13 protein-coding genes are annotated in these 16,759 nt (G+C 65.7%); all 13 read left to right on the forward strand.

Annotated features, from left to right (window positions below):
- The first annotated feature begins 3 nt into the window (after positions 1 to 3).
- The gene (locus LFT49_RS09960) at positions 4 to 1,743 is read left to right on the forward strand and encodes an ABC transporter ATP-binding protein (protein WP_237430401.1); all 1,740 of its coding nucleotides are present in this window, start codon (positions 4 to 6) and stop codon (positions 1,741 to 1,743) included.
- A complete protein-coding gene (locus tag LFT49_RS09965; protein WP_442863733.1) occupies positions 1,740 to 3,581 on the forward strand; it encodes an ABC transporter ATP-binding protein in 1,842 nt (613 codons plus the stop codon). The genes LFT49_RS09960 and LFT49_RS09965 overlap by 4 nt, the downstream gene beginning before the upstream one ends.
- Positions 3,578 to 3,958, forward strand: coding sequence for a GntR family transcriptional regulator (locus tag LFT49_RS09970; RefSeq protein WP_236802602.1), 381 nt, complete (start codon positions 3,578 to 3,580; stop codon positions 3,956 to 3,958). The genes LFT49_RS09965 and LFT49_RS09970 overlap by 4 nt, the downstream gene beginning before the upstream one ends.
- A 47-nt stretch (positions 3,959 to 4,005) precedes the next feature.
- The gene (uvrA, locus tag LFT49_RS09975) at positions 4,006 to 6,930 is read left to right on the forward strand and encodes an excinuclease ABC subunit UvrA (protein ID WP_236802604.1); all 2,925 of its coding nucleotides are present in this window, start codon (positions 4,006 to 4,008) and stop codon (positions 6,928 to 6,930) included.
- A gap of 79 nt (positions 6,931 to 7,009) precedes the next feature.
- Entirely contained in the window at positions 7,010 to 7,726 is a 717-nt protein-coding gene (locus tag LFT49_RS09980; protein ID WP_236802606.1) for an HAD hydrolase-like protein, read from the forward strand.
- The gene (locus tag LFT49_RS09985; RefSeq protein WP_236802608.1) at positions 7,713 to 8,381 is read left to right on the forward strand and encodes a lysophospholipid acyltransferase family protein; all 669 of its coding nucleotides are present in this window, start codon (positions 7,713 to 7,715) and stop codon (positions 8,379 to 8,381) included. Before LFT49_RS09980 ends, LFT49_RS09985 begins: the two co-directional genes overlap by 14 nt.
- A 43-nt stretch (positions 8,382 to 8,424) precedes the next feature.
- Positions 8,425 to 10,470: an excinuclease ABC subunit UvrC gene (uvrC, locus tag LFT49_RS09990; protein ID WP_237430402.1), complete on the forward strand. Its 2,046-nt coding sequence runs from the start codon at positions 8,425 to 8,427 to the stop codon at positions 10,468 to 10,470.
- A gap of 69 nt (positions 10,471 to 10,539) precedes the next feature.
- A complete protein-coding gene (gene rapZ / locus LFT49_RS09995) occupies positions 10,540 to 11,463 on the forward strand; it encodes an RNase adapter RapZ (protein WP_142133918.1) in 924 nt (307 codons plus the stop codon).
- Positions 11,463 to 12,482 (forward strand): gluconeogenesis factor YvcK family protein, encoded by a 1,020-nt coding sequence (locus tag LFT49_RS10000; protein ID WP_236802612.1) that lies wholly within the window; start codon positions 11,463 to 11,465, stop codon positions 12,480 to 12,482. Before rapZ ends, LFT49_RS10000 begins: the two co-directional genes overlap by 1 nt.
- A gap of 9 nt (positions 12,483 to 12,491) precedes the next feature.
- Positions 12,492 to 13,472, forward strand: coding sequence for a DNA-binding protein WhiA (whiA, locus tag LFT49_RS10005; RefSeq protein ID WP_142133916.1), 981 nt, complete (start codon positions 12,492 to 12,494; stop codon positions 13,470 to 13,472).
- Positions 13,473 to 13,574: 102 nt separating this feature from the next.
- Positions 13,575 to 14,201: a superoxide dismutase gene (locus LFT49_RS10010; protein ID WP_236802614.1), complete on the forward strand. Its 627-nt coding sequence runs from the start codon at positions 13,575 to 13,577 to the stop codon at positions 14,199 to 14,201.
- Between the two features lie 259 nt (positions 14,202 to 14,460).
- Entirely contained in the window at positions 14,461 to 15,471 is a 1,011-nt protein-coding gene (gene gap / locus LFT49_RS10015) for a type I glyceraldehyde-3-phosphate dehydrogenase (protein WP_142133914.1), read from the forward strand.
- A 10-nt stretch (positions 15,472 to 15,481) separates the two neighbouring features.
- Positions 15,482 to 16,708: a phosphoglycerate kinase gene (locus LFT49_RS10020; RefSeq protein ID WP_237430403.1), complete on the forward strand. Its 1,227-nt coding sequence runs from the start codon at positions 15,482 to 15,484 to the stop codon at positions 16,706 to 16,708.
- Positions 16,709 to 16,759 lie beyond the last annotated feature (51 nt).

Raw genomic sequence — 16,759 nt, forward strand, 5'->3', positions numbered from 1 at the left:
CTCATGAAGCGGCAGCTTGCGGGCCAATACGCGCACGTCGGAGCGATCGTCCTCCTCCAGTTGGTCCAGGCGGCGGCGAACCTGCTGCTGCCCACGGTCAACGCGGCCATCATCGATGACGGCATCGTCGCCGGGAACCCGGAGGTGATCTCGCGGCTCGGGATGCTCATGGCCGTGATCGCGGTGGTGCAGGCCGCCTCCGCCATCGCCGCGGGTTACCTGGGAGCGGTGGTGGCCATGAGGATCGGGCACCGCCTGCGGGCGGAGGTTTTCACCAGGATCCAGTCGCTGTCCACGCAGGATGTGGCCCTGTTTGGAACCCAAAGCCTGACCACCCGTGCAACCAACGATGTCCAGCAGGTCCAGGCCTTTGCCGTGCTGGTCTTCACCATGCTCTTTGCCGGCCCGGCCATGGGCATCGGTGGGATCGTGCTTGCTGTGCAGCAGGACGTGGCGCTGTCAGTGGTGGTGATCGGCATCGTGCCCCTGCTCCTGCTGATCATGTACCTGATCGTCCGCCGGTTGATTCCGCTCTACCGGGAAGGCCAGGACCTGCTGGACCGGTCCGGTGGCATCCTCCGCGAGCAGATCATTGGTGTGGATGTCATCCGTGCCTTTGTCCGGCAGGGCCACGAAGTGCGTCGGTTCGCGGAGACCAATGCGGGCCTGACGGCCAACAACCTGCAGTCGGCGCTCCTGGTGGCCGGGATGCTGCCGATGATCATGCTGGTGGTCAACATCAGTTCCGTCGCGGTCGTCTGGTTCGGCGGCCACCGCATCCAGGCAGGACTGATGAATCTCGGCGCGCTTACTGCGTTCATCGCCTACATCATGCAGATCCTGCTCGCCATCATGATGTCCATGTACGTCCTCATGACGGCGCCCCGCGCCGCCGTCTGCGCTGAACGGATCCAGGCGGTCCTCGACACCGAGCCGTCCGTCAGCAGCGAAGCGCAGCCGCACGCGCGGCTGGACCACTCCCGTTTTGATCCGGCCCAGCCGGCGGTGCTGACGTTCCAGGACGTGGGCTTTTCCTATCCGGGTGCAGAAGCCCCCGTGCTGGCCGGCATCAGTTTTACCGCTGCTCCCGGTAGCACCACCGCGATCGTCGGCTCCACCGGCAGCGGCAAGACCACCCTGCTCAACCTGGTTCCGCGTTTCCTTGACCCCACGGAAGGCCGGATTACGCTGGCCGGCCACGACATCCGGAACCTGCCCCTGGACCAGCTCCGGGCCGCCATGGCCATCGTGCCCCAGCATTCCCACCTGTTCACCGGCACCATCGCCGACAACCTGAGGATGGGCGCCCCCGACGCCACAGACGAGGAACTTTGGGCCACTTTGGAGGCGGCACAGACCATGCGCTTCATGCGTGACCTCCCGCTGGGGCTCGCCACCCCTGTCGGCCAGGGCGGCGCCAGCCTGTCGGGCGGGCAGCGGCAAAGGCTGTGCATTGCCAGGGCCCTGTTGCGCAAAGCGCCCCTTTACCTCTTCGATGACAGCTTTTCGGCCCTGGACTACGACACGGACACCCGGCTGCGGCAGGCCCTGGACCAGCAGCTCGCCGCGGCAACGACCATCCTGGTTGCCGAGCGCATTTCCGCCGTGGAGGACGCGGACCTCATTTTGGTGCTCGACGACGGCGGGCTCGTTGCGCAGGGGACGCACCAGGAGCTGCTGGAAACCTCAGCCACCTACCGGGAAATTGCCGAGTCGCAGCTCGCGTTGGATGGCATGCTGTGACGGGCGGGGAGGAAGCCGGGGAAGCGGGGCAGGGGTTCTGGCCGACTGCCGGCAGGCTCCTTGGCCTCCTGCGCCCCTTCCGGCTGCGGATGCTGGGAGCCGTCGCGGCTACCTGCGCGTTCGCGGGCCTCAACGTTGCCGCCCCAAAGTACCTGGGTGATGCCACCGACATGGTGGTGGAGGGCATCTTCGAAGGCTCCCTGGACCAGGGCCTGGGAATCCTGCTGGCGGCCGTGGCCATGATGTACGTTTTCGCCTCCCTGTTCAACTGGGTGCAGGGCGCACTGACAGCCCACGCCGTGCAAGGGCTCATGTACGGCCTGCGTGCCTCGGTCGAGGACAAACTCCACCGCCTTCCCTCCACCTACTTCCGCGAAGGCTCCCGGGGTGACGTCCTGAGCAGGGCCACCAACGACATCGACAACATTGCGCAGGCCCTCAACCAGGTCCTGACCCAGCTGATCGTGTCGGTGCTGATGCTGTTCGGTTCGCTGGCCATGATGCTGTGGATCTCGCCGCTGCTTGCAGCCATTGCCGTTGCCACCGTTCCCATTTCCACCTGGATTACGTTCCTGGTGGCCAGGCGGTCGCAGGAGCACTTCGCCACGCAATGGAAGGAGACTGGCGAACTTAACGCCCACGTGGAGGAATTCATCAGCGGGCACGAGGTCATCAAGGCTTTCGGCCGGCAGGGACACGCGGTGCAAGTCTTCAGCCGGAGCAACGGCCGCCTGGCACGGGCGGCTGCCAAAGCGCAGTACTCGGCGGGCGTGGTCCAGCCGTTGATGGTGCTGATGTCCAACCTCAACTACATAGCAGTTGCGGTGGTGGGAGCCGTGCAGGTCATCGCGGGAGCCATGACCATCGGGGGCGTCCAGGCCTTCGTCCAGTTCAGCCGCTTGTTCACCCAGCCGGTGGGCCAGATCGGGGGGCTCCTCAACGTCATGCAGTCCTGTGCGGCATCCGCGGGCAGGGTATTCGTGCTCCTGGACGCACATGAGGATCTGCCGGAGCCTGACCTGCACGAGCAGGACCCTCCTGCACGGGACGGGCTCGTGCCCGGCGCCCCGGCCGCGGGCCCCATCGTTTTCCAGGACGTCACGTTCGGGTACCCCGGATCCGTCCCCGCGGTCCGTAACCTCACCTTCACCGTGGAGCCGGGGCAGTCGGTGGCAATCGTGGGGCATACAGGTGCGGGCAAGAGCACTGTGGTGAACCTGCTGATGCGGTTCCTGGAGCCCACATCCGGCCGGATCACCATGGGCGGAACGGACATCGCGGACATCCCCCGTGACCACCTTCGTGCCCGGTTTGCCGTGGTGCTGCAGGATTCCTGGCTTTTCGGGGGCACCATCCGCGACAACATCGCCTACGGCCGGCCCGACGCTCCGGAAGCCGCCATTGTCGCCGCCGCAGAGGCCACCCATGCCGACCACTTCATCAGGTCCCTGCCGCACGGCTACGACACTGTTTTGGAAAACGGCGGGGAGCCGCTCAGCCAGGGCCAGCGGCAGCTTCTCACGATCGCCAGGGCCCAGCTCGCCGGGCGCTCCGTACTTGTCCTGGATGAAGCAACCAGTTCGGTGGACTCCAGGACTGAGCTGCTTATCCGACAGGCGATGCAGCGGCTGCGCCGCGGGCGGACAAGTTTCGTGATCGCCCACCGTTTGTCCACCATCCGTAACGCTGATCTAATTCTCGTCATGGACCACGGACGCATCGTCGAGCAAGGCACGCATGGAAGCCTCCTTGCAGCGAACAGCTATTACGCCAGGCTGTACAACGCCCAGTTTGCAGAACGGGACGGCAAGGCCGGCGTCCTGGAGGGCGGCCTGTGAAGGCCGCTCCCGACTTCCCGGGGTCCTGGCGGCCCAACCAGGCCAGCAGCGTGGCGCTCTTCGAGCAGCTTCGGCTGCAGGTCATCCATCTGGCGGACAGTGGTGCACTGGCGCCCGGCACCAGGCTCCCCGCGGTACGGGCCCTCGCGGAACAACTCGACGTCGCCCCGCACACCGTGGCCAGGGCCTACAAGGAGCTGGAGGCGGCCGGCGTCGTTGCCACCCGGGGACGCAACGGGACCGTGGTTTGTGCGCGCGATGAGCGGCTGGGAGACCTCTCCGACGCCGCGGCCGCATATGCCGCGGTCGCAAAATCCCAGGGCGCCAGCTTCGCCGAAGCGGTGAAGCTGCTGGCCGCCGCTTACGATGTTCCCTGAGGGCGGAACGGTCAGTGTTCGAAAAAGTTTTCGATTAGCATTATGGGGTGCCTAAAGCCTTAGCTGAAGAAACCCCTGCCCCCTCCGCTTCCCTCGCCGTCCCCTCCGCTGCGGCCCTGGAGCGCCCGGACCTCTCCCGCCTCGTGGTGAAGGGTGCGCGGGAGCACAACCTGCGCAACGTGGACCTCGACCTGCCGCGGGACGCCATGATCGTCTTCACCGGACTCTCCGGATCCGGCAAGTCTTCCCTGGCGTTCGACACCATCTTCGCCGAGGGCCAGCGGCGCTACGTCGAATCACTCTCCGCCTACGCGCGCCAGTTCCTGGGCCAAGTGGACAAGCCCGATGTTGATTTCATCGAAGGCCTCTCCCCGGCGGTTTCCATTGACCAGAAATCCACCAGCAAGAACCCGCGCTCCACGGTGGGCACCATCACCGAGATCTACGACTATATGCGCCTCCTTTGGGCACGCGTCGGCCGCCCGCACTGCCCTGTTTGCGGTGAACCGGTCTCCAAGCAAACCCCGCAGCAGATTGTCGACCAGCTCCTGGAACTCGACGAAGGCACCCGGTTCCAGGTCCTGGCCCCCGTGGTCCGCGGACGCAAGGGCGAGTTCGTCGACCTCTTCAAGGACCTCAGCGCCAAGGGCTACTCGCGGGCACGGGTGGACGGCGACCTGGTCCAGCTGAGCGATCCGCCCAAGCTTGGCAAGCAGTTCAAGCACACCATTGAGGTGGTGGTGGACCGCCTGGTGGTCAAGGAAGGGATCAGCCAGCGGCTGACCGACTCCATCGAGACCGCCCTGGGATTGGCCGAGGGACGTGTCCTGGCGGAGTTCGTCGACGTTGATGCGGACGCCCCCGAACGGATCCGGGCGTTCTCGGAAAACCTGGCGTGCCCCAACGAGCACCCCCTCGCCATCGACGAGATCGAGCCCCGCTCCTTCTCCTTCAACAACCCCTTCGGCGCCTGCGCGGCCTGCAGCGGCATCGGTACCCGGCTTGAGGTGGATGAGGAACTCATCGTTCCCAACCCGGAACTGTCCCTGTCCGAGGGCGCCATCGCGCCGTGGTCCATGGGAACGGCCACCACCGAGTACTGGAACCGGCTGCTGGAGGGCCTGGCCAAGGAAGTGGGCTTCTCCATGACCACGCCGTGGGAGAAGCTGGGCAAGGACGTGCGCCAGACCGTCCTGCACGGCAAGGACCACAAAGTGGTGGTGCAGTACCGCAACCGCTTTGGCCGTGAACGCAAGTACAGCACCGGGTTCGAAGGTGCCATCCAGTACGTCCACCGCAAGCACGGCGAGACCGATTCCGACTGGGCGCGCGACCGCTACGAGGAGTACATGCGGCAGGTTCCGTGCCCCGCATGCAACGGAGCCCGACTCAACCCCGCCTCCCTGTCCGTCCTCATCAACGGCAAGTCCATCGCCGAGGTAGCCGCCCTCCCCATGCGGGAATGTGCCGAATTCCTGAACAACCTGGTGCTGACCGGGCGCGAAGCCCAGATCGCCCACCAGGTCCTCAAGGAGATCCAGGCCCGGCTGACCTTCCTCCTGGATGTCGGGCTGGAGTACCTCAACCTGGAACGGCCCTCGGCCACCCTGTCCGGCGGCGAAGCCCAGCGCATCCGGCTGGCCACCCAGATCGGGTCCGGCCTGGTGGGTGTCCTCTACGTCCTCGATGAACCCTCCATCGGCCTCCACCAGCGCGACAACCGCCGGCTGATCGAAACCCTCACCCGGCTCCGCGACATGGGTAACACCCTGATTGTCGTGGAGCACGACGAAGATACCATCCACGTGGCCGACTGGATCGTGGACATTGGGCCCGGCGCCGGCGAGCACGGCGGCCAGGTGGTCCACTCCGGCACCTACAAGGAACTGCTGGCCAACACGGAATCCCTGACCGGTGACTATTTGTCCGGCCGCAAGGCCATCGAAGTGCCCAAGAAGCGCCGCAAGTACGACAAGAAGCGCGAGATCAAGGTAGTGGGCGCGCGGGAGAACAACCTCGTGAACGTCGATGCTGCCTTCCCCCTGGGCCTCTTCACCGCGGTGACCGGAGTGAGTGGCTCGGGGAAGTCCACGCTGGTGAACGAAATCCTCTACAAAGTCCTGGCGAACAAGCTCAACGGCGCCAAGCAGGTGGCCGGGCGGCACAAGACGGTCCAGGGCCTGGAGCACCTGGACAAGGTAGTGCACGTCGACCAGAGCCCCATCGGGCGTACCCCCCGGTCCAATCCGGCCACGTACACCGGCGTCTTCGACAACATCCGCAAGCTCTTCGCGGAAACCACCGAAGCCAAGGTGCGCGGCTACCTGCCCGGCCGTTTCTCCTTCAACGTCAAGGGCGGCCGCTGCGAGGCGTGCTCGGGTGACGGCACGCTGAAGATCGAGATGAACTTCCTGCCTGACGTTTACGTCCCCTGCGAGGTGTGCCACGGGGCCCGCTACAACCGGGAAACCCTGGAGGTGCACTACAAGGGCAAAACCATCGCGGATGTCCTCAACATGCCCATCGAAGAGGCCGCCGAATTCTTTGCGGCGTTCTCACCCATCGCACGTCACCTGAACACCCTGGTGGACGTAGGACTGGGCTACGTGCGGCTGGGCCAGCCGGCCACCACGCTGTCCGGCGGCGAAGCGCAACGGGTCAAGCTCGCCGCGGAACTGCAGAAGCGCTCCAACGGGCGCAGCATCTATGTCCTGGACGAGCCCACCACGGGCCTGCACTTCGAAGACATCCGCAAGCTGCTCATGGTCCTGCAGGGACTGGTGGACAAGGGCAACACGGTGATCACCATCGAGCACAACCTGGACGTCATCAAGAGTGCAGACTGGCTGGTGGACCTGGGGCCTGACGGCGGTTCGGGTGGGGGCCAGATTGTGGCTGCGGGAACGCCGGAGCAGGTGGCGAAGTCCAGCACCAGCCATACCGGGAAATTCCTCGCCGAAATACTCGGCTGAGCGAGGGAATTACAAGCGAAGTATTCCTCGCAGGGAATGCGAGTTTCAGGCAGTCCTGCTGTCGTGAGAAACTAACCCGGTGACTTCAACAACAGTGCCCGTGATCTTTGACCTGGACGGCACTCTTGTCGACCCGGCCGGTGGAATTACTGAGGGGATTGCGTCGGCCCTCCGGGAGCTGGGGCTTCCCGTTCCCGGCCAGGACCTGCTTGACTCCATGATCGGCCCCAAGCTGAGCGATTCACTGCTCAACGTGGCAAAGGTGCCGGCGGACCGCCTGGAAGAGGTGGTCCGCCGCTACCGCGAATACTACGTCGCCACGGGAATTGCCCAGAGCCGGCTGTACCCGGGCATCCGCGAAATCCTCGAATCGTTCGCAGAGGATGGACGCCCCGTGGCCGTTGCCACCCAAAAGCCGCAGCGGCTTGCCCACAAGGTCCTGGCGCACCACGGCATCGACGGATTCTTCCACGGCATCCACGGCTCCGCCGACGACGAAGCAAGGGTGGAAGGCGTTCCGCTTGGTAAGACGCAGATCATCGCCGCCGCCCTGCGGGACCTGGACACGCAGCACGCCATCATGGTGGGGGACCGCGCCCAGGACGTTTCCGGTGCAATCGCCAACGGACTGGACTGCATCGGGGTGGTCTGGGGCTTCGCTCCGGACGGTGAGCTGGAGGAAGCCGGCTCCGTGGCAGTCGTTAATACAGGCGAGGAACTCGTTTCGGTCATCGAGCGGCTCCAGGCAGTCCACACCGCGGCCATGAGCGGGGTGAGCAACGATGGAAATGTTTGATGCCGTCCGCTGGACAACCCGCAACCTGATCGCCGGCACCTGCCGGCCCACCGTCGTCGGACTCGAAAACGTCCCTTCCGACGGTCCCTTCATCGTGGCCCCCAACCATCTGTCCTTTTTCGACAGCGTGATTGTCCAGGCGCTGATGCCGCGGCCCGTCGCTTTCTTCGCCAAGGCCGAATACTTCACCACCGGCGGCGTCAAGGGCAAGGTCATGAAGGCGTTCTTCGAATCCGTGGGCTCCATCCCGGTGGAGCGCGGCGAACAGGCCGCCAGCGTGCAGGCCCTCAAGACCCTGCTGGACATCCTGGAGGCTGGCCGGGGCATCGGCATCTACCCGGAAGGCACGCGCTCCCGCGACGGCATCCTTTACCGGGGGCGTACCGGTGTCGGCTGGCTGGCACTCACCACCGGGGCCCCCGTCATTCCCGTGGGCCTGATCGGGACCGAGAAGCTGCAGCGGGCCGGAGAAAAAGGGGTCAGGCCGCAGCACTTCACCATGAAGGTGGGGGAGCCGCTGTACTTCGACAAGACGGGTCCGGACCACTCCCTGCCCGCCCGCCGTGAGGTCACAGACCGGATTATGGACGCCATCGCCGAGCTCAGCGGCCAGGAACGCTCTGCCAGCTACAACCAGAGCAAGTCCGCGGAGTAACCGGCTGGCAAGGAGACCCGGCGCGACTCAGTAGACTTGATAGGTGGCAAATCCAGCAAGTTACCGCCCCAAGACCGGTGAAATCCCCACCAACCCGGGCGTCTACCGGTTCCGCGATTCGCACGGCCGGGTCATTTATGTAGGCAAAGCCAAGAGCCTCCGGTCCCGGCTGAACTCCTATTTCGCCAACCCGGCCGGGCTGCTGCCCAAGACCTATGCGATGGTCCATGCGGCCAGCAGCGTCGAGTGGACGGTGGTGGGCAGCGAGCTGGAGTCGCTGCAGCTGGAATACACCTGGATCAAGGAATTCAAGCCCCGGTTCAATGTGGTGTTCAGGGATGACAAGACCTATCCCTACCTTGCCGTGACGATGGGCGAAAAGTACCCGCGGGTCCAGGTGATGCGCGGTGACAAGCGGAAGGGGACCCGCTACTTCGGCCCCTACACAGCCGGGGCCATCCGGGAAACCATGGATACCCTGCTCCGCGTCTTCCCTGTCCGGAGCTGCAGCGCCGGCGTCTTCAAGCGCGCCGAGGCCAGCGGGCGGCCGTGCCTGCTGGGATACATCGACAAGTGCTCAGCACCCTGCGTGGGCCGGATCTCGCCACAGGACCACCGGGCACTGGCCGACGATTTCTGCGCCTTCATGGGTGGCGAGGCCACAAGGTTCATCAACAAGCTTGAGAAGCAAATGGGCGACGCCGTGGCGAAGCTCGACTATGAGCACGCCGCCAGGCTCCGGGACGACATCACCGCGCTGCGCAAGGTCTTCGAGCGGAACGCGGTGGTCCTGTCCGAGGACACCGACGCCGACGTCTTCGCCCTGCACGAGGACGAACTCGAAGCTGCCGTCCAGGTGTTCCACGTCCGCGGCGGCAGGATCCGGGGCCAGCGCGGCTGGGTGGTGGAGAAGGTGGAAGACTTCAGCACGCCTGACTTGGTTGAGCACCTGCTCCAGCAGGTTTACGGCGAGGACGGCGATACCCACGGCCGGCTGCCCCGCGAAGTCCTGGTGCCCGTGGCGCCCAGCAACATGGAGGACCTGGCGAAGTGGCTGGCCGGCATCCGCGGCGCCAAGGTGGACATCCGGGTGCCCCAGCGGGGGGACAAGGCGGCGCTGATGTCCACCGTGCGCGAGAACGCCGAGCACGCGCTGAGGCTTCACAAGACCCGCCGTGCGGGGGATATCACCGTGCGGTCCCAGGCCCTCCAGGAGCTGCAGGAAGCCCTGGACCTGCCCGTGCCGCTGCTGCGGATCGAGTGCTTCGACGTCTCCCACGTGCAGGGCACCAACGTGGTGGCCTCCATGGTGGTGGTGGAGGACGGATTGCCCAAGAAGTCCGATTACCGGAAGTTCTCCATCACGGGTCCCGCAGCGTCCGATGACACCGCGGCCATGCATGACGTCCTCACCCGCCGGTTCCGGCACTACCTGCAGGACAAGTCCGCGCAAGTGGATGAGTCCGTCCTTACAGCGGACGGGTTGGCAGCGGACGGCCTGGCAGTGCCTGGCCAGGATGAGGCCGGCCAGGCGGCCGCAACCGAAGCTGCCGCCCTGGACACCACCACCCCGGCGCCCAAGGCGAAATTCGCGTACCCGCCCAACCTGGTGGTGGTGGACGGCGGCCAGCCCCAGGTCAACGCCGCGGCCCGCGCCCTGAAGGACCTGGGCATCGATGATGTGTACGTGGTGGGGCTGGCCAAGCGCCTTGAGGAAGTGTGGCTCCCGGACAGCGACTTCCCGGTCATCCTGCCCCGCACCTCCCAGGGGCTGTACCTGCTGCAGCGGATCCGTGACGAGGCGCACCGCTTCGCCATCACGTTCCACCGCCAGAAGCGCGGCAAGGCCATGACCGTTTCGGCGCTGGACGCCGTTCCGGGCCTGGGTGCCTCCAAGCGCAAGGCCTTGCTGGCGCACTTCGGCTCGGTGAAGGGCGTCAAGGCTGCCACCGCGGAAGAGCTCGCGGAGGCAAAAGGCATAGGCCCGGCACTCGCCAGTGCCATCGTGAACCACTTCGCTGCGGATGGGCCCGAAGCAGTCACAGTGCCGGCGATCAACATGACCACCGGCGAAATCATTGAATCTTAGCTAGGGTAAAGGACGGGGCAGCGCCATCGCTGCTGCCCACGGGGACAACGAGGAAACGGGGCAGGCTTCATGGCAGACACGACGGCGGAATCCGGGGCCGGGCACGACGGGATGGAACCCGTCAAACCGGTCGAAGCGGAGCTGCTGGTGGTCACCGGAATGTCCGGCGCCGGCCGAAGCACGGCCGCCGACGCCCTGGAGGACCACGGCTGGTACGTCGTGGAGAACCTGCCGCCGCAGATGCTGGGCACGCTCGCGGAACTGGTCTCGCACGCACCGCAGTCCATTCCCCGGCTGGCAGTGGTTATCGACGTCCGCAGCAAAGGCCTTTTTGCCGACATCCGTTCTGCCCTGCACGCACTCGCCGCCAGCGGGGTCACTTTCCGGGTCCTGTTCCTCGACGCCAGCGACAACGTCCTGGTCCGGCGCTTTGAACAGGGGCGCCGTCCACACCCGCTGCAGGGCGGCGGGCGCATCCTCGACGGTATTGCCGCCGAACGTGAGCTGCTGCAGGAACTGCGCGACAGCTCCGACGTCGTCCTGGATACCTCCAACTACAACGTCCACGGCCTGGCCACCGCCATCACGGAGCTCTTCAGCGAAACCGGTCCTGTTGCCCTGCGGCTCAACGTGATGAGTTTCGGCTTCAAGTACGGCCTGCCGGTGGATGCCAACTACGTGGCCGATGTCCGGTTCATCCCCAACCCGCACTGGGTGCCCCAGCTCCGTCCGCAGACCGGCTTGGACAAGGACGTCAGCGACTATGTGCTGGAAGCCGAAGGCGTCAAGAACTTCGTGGACCGCTACGTCCTGGCCCTGGAGCCCGTCCTGGAGGGGTACCGCAGGGAAAACAAGCACTACGCCACCATCGCGGTCGGCTGCACCGGCGGCAAGCACCGCTCGGTGGCCGTGGCCGTGGAGCTCTCCAAGAAACTCGCACAGTACCCGCGGGTCACGGTGACCACCGCGCACCGGGATCTGGGCCGCGAGTAATGGCCCTGTTCACCGGAGCCCTGCCCCTGGTGCCGCCGGCCGCTGGTAAGGGCTCGGGACAGCAGGACAAGGGTCCCAACGTGGTGGCCTTGGGCGGCGGCCACGGCCTGGCAGCCTCGCTGTCGGCGCTGAGGCTGCTCACCTCCGAACTCACCGCGGTGGTCACGGTAGCGGACGACGGCGGCTCGTCCGGGCGTCTGCGCGAGGAGTACGGCGTCCTTCCGCCGGGGGACCTCCGGATGGCACTGTCCGCGCTCTGCGACGACACCGACTGGGGACGGACCTGGCGCGATGTCATGCAGCACCGCTTCCGCGCCGGGAAAGGCCCGGGGGGCTCCCTGGACGAGCATGCCATGGGCAACCTGCTGATCGTGACGCTGTGGGAACTGCTGGGCGACGCCGTCGCAGGGCTCAAGTGGGCCGGGGCCTTGCTCGGCGCCCGGGGGCAGGTCCTGCCCATGTCCACCGTCCCGCTCACCATCGAAGGCGACGTGCGCGTGACCGCCCCGGATGGTGCCATCAGCCTGCAGACCATCCACGGCCAGGCGCGCTGCGCTGTGGCCGGCTCGCTGGAGGAAGTCCGGCTCCTGCCCAAGGCAGCCCCGGCCTGCACGGACGCCCTGACAGCCATCGAACTGGCGGACTGGGTGGTCCTGGGCCCGGGCTCCTGGTACACATCGGTCCTGCCGCACCTGCTCCTGCCGGAGATGCGGCAGGCGCTGTGCAGTACCCCGGCCAAGCGCTGCCTGACCATGAACCTCGCCATGGATACCAAGGAAACCACTGGCATGACGGCGGCGGACCATCTGCACGTCCTTCGGCGCTACGCTCCGGAGTTCAGCGTGGACGTGGTCCTGGCCGATCCCGCGTCGGTGCCGGACCGGCAGGAGTTCGAGAAGGCTGCCGGCATGCTCGGGGCGGAAGTTGTCTTGGGTAAAGTAGGGGCGTCGGGACGCCGCCCCGTCCACGAGCCGCTCAGGCTGGCCACGGCGTACCAGGACATTTTCGGGAACAGTTAGGAAGGTGCCATGGCACTGACAGCATCAGTCAAGGAAGAACTGTCCCGTCTGGACATCAAGAAGTCATCAGTGCGCAAGGCTGAAGTCTCCGCAATGCTCCGGTTCGCCGGGGGACTGCACATCATCTCCGGCAGGATCGTCATCGAAGCGGAAGTGGACCTGGCGTCCACTGCCCGCAGGCTCCGTGCCGCCATCGCCGAGGTCTACGGCCACCAGAGCGAAATCATCGTGGTCTCCGCCGGTGGACTGCGGCGCGCCAGCCGCTATGTGGTGCGCGTCGTCCGTGACGGCGAGGCACTGGCCCGCCAGACCGGCCTCCTGGACGGGCGCGGCAGGCCCGTGCGCGGGCTGCCATCCGCCGTCGTCAATGGTTCAGCGGCTGACGCCGAGGCCGTATGGCGCGGCGCGTTCCTGGCCCACGGTTCGCTGACGGAACCGGGCCGCTCGTCGTCGCTGGAGGTCACCTGCCCTGGGCCGGAATCCGCCCTTGCCCTGGTGGGCGCCGCCCGCCGGCTGGACATCCAGGCCAAAGCGCGGGAGGTCAGGGGAGTGGACCGCGTGGTCATCCGCGACGGGGACACCATCGCCGCGCTCCTGACGCGCATGGGAGCCCACGATGCGCTGATGGTGTGGGAGGAACGCCGCATGCGCAAGGAAGTCAGGGCCACCGCCAACCGGCTGGCCAACTTCGATGACGCCAACCTGCGGCGCTCCGCCCAGGCCGCCGTGGCCGCCGGCGCACGCGTGGAGCGGGCGCTGGAGATCCTGGGCGACGACGTTCCGGACCACCTGAAGTACGCCGGCGAACTGCGGGTGGCGCACAAGCAGGCAAGCCTTGACGAGCTGGGCCGGCTGGCCGACCCCGTCATGACCAAGGACGCCATCGCCGGACGGATCCGCCGCCTGCTGGCCATGGCGGACAAGCGGGCGCTTGACCTGGGCGTTCCCGGAACGGATGCCAATGTGACGCCTGAAATGCTGGACGAGTAGGCGCCCCATAGAATCAAAAAGAATTCCGGGCACCAGCTGCCCGGATGCACAATCCGAGCGTTACCAAACCGGACCTTGGGGTCCACGATATTGGAGGATTTTGTGACCGAGTACGTATTGCCGGAACTCAGCTACGACTACGCCGCCCTTGAACCGCACATCTCCGCGCGGATCATGGAGCTGCACCACAGCAAGCACCACGCCACCTACGTGGCAGGCGCCAACAACGCCCTGGCCCAGCTGGCCGAGGCACGTGAAAAGGGCGACTTCGCCAACATCAACCGGCTCTCCAAGGACTTGGCGTTCCACACCGGCGGACACATCAACCACTCAGTGTTCTGGAAGAACCTGTCCCCGGACGGCGGCGACAAGCCCGAAGGTGAGCTGGCTGCCGCAATCGATGACGCGTTCGGCTCCTTCGACGCCTTCCGCGCCCAGTTCTCCGCCGCAGCCCTTGGCCTGCAGGGATCGGGCTGGGGCTTCCTGGCCTACGAGCCCATCGGCGGAAACCTGGTCATCGAGCAGCTCTACGACCAGCAGGGCAACACCGCCCTGGGAACCATCCCGCTGCTGATGCTGGACATGTGGGAGCACGCCTTCTACCTGGACTACGTCAATGTAAAGGCCGACTACGTCAAGGCGTTCTGGAACATCGTGAACTGGGCAGATGTTGCCCAGCGCTTCGAGGCAGCACGCGCCAACGCAACGGGACTCATCACCCTCCCATAGTGACGGGCGCTATACATCGATGTAACAAACTTCACATTCTGACTTAAACCGGCCGGGATGTGGACCGTCCGCCCCCGCACTTGCGGGGGCGGACCCAGTTAAACGTAAGATAGGTCACGGAAGGCGGTTAGCCTTCAGCAATGAGGCTGGTCGCCCTCCGTGTAAATCATCTCTGCCCAATGGCGTGCGGGATCTGTTAGTTGGCTTCAACGCCCGCTCAACTAGTAGTGCTTCTCAAAGCACCAAGGAGACTGTAAAAGTGACGACCCGTATTGGTATCAACGGCTTTGGCCGTATTGGCCGCAACTACTTCCGCGCAGCGCTTGCCCAAGGCGCGGACCTGGAGATCGTTGCAGTCAACGACCTCACCAGCCCCGAAGCCCTGGCGCACCTGTTCAAGTACGACTCGGTCGGCGGCCGCCTGAAGGAAACCATCGAGGTCAAGGATGGCAACATCGTCGTCAACGGCAACGTGGTCAAGGTCCTGGCCGAGCGCGATCCCGCCAACCTCCCCTGGGGCGAACTGGGCGTGGACATCGTTATTGAATCCACCGGTTTCTTCACCAAGGCTGCAGACGCGCAGAAGCACATCGCCGCCGGCGCCAAGAAGGTCCTGATCTCCGCTCCGGCCTCGGACGAGGACATCACCATCGTGATGGGTGTCAACCACAACCTCTACGACAACGCCAAGCACAACATCATTTCCAACGCCTCCTGCACCACCAACTGCCTCGGCCCGCTGGCCAAGGTGGTCAACGACGAATTCGGCATCGAGCGTGGCCTCATGACCACCGTGCATGCCTACACCGCCGACCAGAACCTCCAGGACGGCCCCCACAAGGACCTGCGCCGGGCCCGCGCTGCGGCCATCAACATGGTTCCCACCTCCACCGGTGCCGCCAAGGCCATCGGCCTTGTGCTGCCGGAGCTCAAGGGCAAGCTGGACGGCTACGCCATCCGCGTCCCCGTGCCCACCGGCTCCGCCACCGACCTCACCGTCACCGTGTCCCGCGAGACCACCGTTGAGGAAGTCAACGCAGCCCTCAAGCGCGCTGCGGAGTCCGAAGAGCTCCAGGGCTTCCTGACCTACACGGACGAGCCCATCGTCTCCTCCGACATCGTGGGCGACCCCGCTTCCTCGATCTTCGACTCCGGCCTGACCAAGGTGATTGGCAACCAGGTCAAGGTTGTTTCCTGGTATGACAACGAGTGGGGCTACTCCAACCGCCTCGTCGACCTCACGGAGCTCGTGGCATCCAAGCTGGGCTAGGGTTAGACGCATGACATCTCACACCCTCAACGAACTGATCGCTGAAGGTGTCCGCGGGCGGTACATTCTGGTTCGAAGTGACCTGAATGTGCCGCTCGACGGCTCTACAGTCACTGACGACGGCCGCATCAAGGCCTCACTTCCAGTGCTGGCAAAGCTCACGGACGCCGGTGCCCGCGTGCTGGTAACAGCCCACCTTGGACGCCCCAAGGGCGCTCCGGAGGACAAGTACTCCCTGCGGCCTGCAGTGGACCGGCTCGCCGAACTGGCCGGCTTCAAGGTGACCCTTGCGGCCGACACCGTCGGTGATGCCGCCAAGTCTGCCGCGGCATCCCTGCAGGACGGCGAAGCCCTGGTCCTCGAGAACGTCCGCTTCGACGCCCGCGAAACCAGCAAGGACGACGCCGAACGCGGCGCCTTCGCCGATGAACTGGTGGCCCTGACCGGCAGCAACGGCGCTTACGTGGACGATGCCTTCGGCGCCGTCCACCGCAAGCACGCAAGTGTCTACGACGTCGCCACGCGGCTGCCGTCCTACCAGGGCGACCTGGTGCACACAGAGGTGGAAGTCCTCCGGAAGCTCACCACCGACACCCAGCGCCCTTACGTGGTGGTGCTCGGCGGTTCCAAGGTCTCGGACAAGCTCGCGGTCATCGCCAATTTGATTGGCAAGGCTGACACCATCCTGGTGGGCGGCGGCATGCTGTTCACGTTCCTGGCAGCGCAGGGCCACAAGGTCGCCTCGAGCCTGCTCGAGCAGGACCAGATCCCGGTGGTCCAGGACTACCTGAAGCGGGCCGCGGACGCAGGAACCGAATTCGTGGTTCCCACGGACGTCGTCGTGGCGGAGAAGTTTGCCGCCGATGCCGCGCACGAAACGGTCGCCGCCGACGCCATTGAAGGCAGCAGCTTCGGTGCCCAGGGCATCGGCCTGGACATCGGACCCGATACCGCTGCCGCCTTTGCCGACCGGATCAAGGGCGCACGCACTGTCTTCTGGAACGGCCCCATGGGCGTCTTCGAGTTCGAGGCATTCTCGGCAGGCACGCGCGCCATTGCCCGGGCCCTCACCGAAACCGACGGCTTCACCGTGGTGGGCGGCGGCGATTCCGCTGCAGCAGTACGCACCCTGGGGTTCGCCGACGACCAGTTCGGGCACATCTCCACGGGCGGCGGTGCCAGCCTGGAATACCTCGAAGGCAAGGAACTCCCGGGCCTCAGCGTCCTGGACCGGTAGTACGGGCCTCGCAGTCCTCCGGCCGGCAGGTTGCCCGCGGCAGCCTGCCGG

The organism is Arthrobacter sp. FW306-06-A (assembly GCF_021870055.1).
GTDB lineage: Bacteria > Actinomycetota > Actinomycetes > Actinomycetales > Micrococcaceae > Arthrobacter.

Excerpts from the sequence above, each read along its gene's own strand:
- rapZ (WP_142133918.1), top strand. The coding sequence starts at position 10,540 with ATGGCAGACACGACGGCGGAATCCGGGGCCGGGCACGACGGGATGGAA.
- LFT49_RS09960 (WP_237430401.1), top strand. The coding sequence starts at position 4 with ATGAAGCGGCAGCTTGCGGGCCAATACGCGCACGTCGGAGCGATCGTC.
- whiA (WP_142133916.1), top strand. The coding sequence starts at position 12,492 with ATGGCACTGACAGCATCAGTCAAGGAAGAACTGTCCCGTCTGGACATC.
- LFT49_RS10000 (WP_236802612.1), top strand. The coding sequence starts at position 11,463 with ATGGCCCTGTTCACCGGAGCCCTGCCCCTGGTGCCGCCGGCCGCTGGT.
- LFT49_RS10020 (WP_237430403.1), top strand. The coding sequence starts at position 15,482 with ATGACATCTCACACCCTCAACGAACTGATCGCTGAAGGTGTCCGCGGG.
- LFT49_RS09985 (WP_236802608.1), top strand. The coding sequence starts at position 7,713 with ATGGAAATGTTTGATGCCGTCCGCTGGACAACCCGCAACCTGATCGCC.